Raw genomic sequence first — 287 nt, 5'->3', positions numbered from 1 at the left:
AACACACAGCCGCCCGAAGGCGGCTGGGAGCAGATGGGATACAACAGAGAGACTGGCGTTTGGTTTCAACACACAGCCGCCCGAAGGCGGCTGGGATTCGCTAACAGTTGCCCATATTGTTTAGAAGCGGTTTCAACACACAGCCGCCCGAAGGCGGCTGGTGTCCAGTTCGCATAAAATTAGACAAGAGGTTTGGTTTCAACACACAGCCGCCCGAAGGCGGCTGGATCCTATATAGGCTACAAATTGCGCTGCGCTCCTGTTTCAACACACAGCCGCCCGAAGGC

Origin of the sequence: Neisseria sp. HMSC056A03 (genome assembly GCF_001815685.1) — a bacterium.
Taxonomy (GTDB): domain Bacteria; phylum Pseudomonadota; class Gammaproteobacteria; order Burkholderiales; family Neisseriaceae; genus Neisseria; species Neisseria subflava.
The sequence above is the reverse complement of the archived record's forward strand: the minus strand, read 5'-3'. Positions refer to the sequence as shown.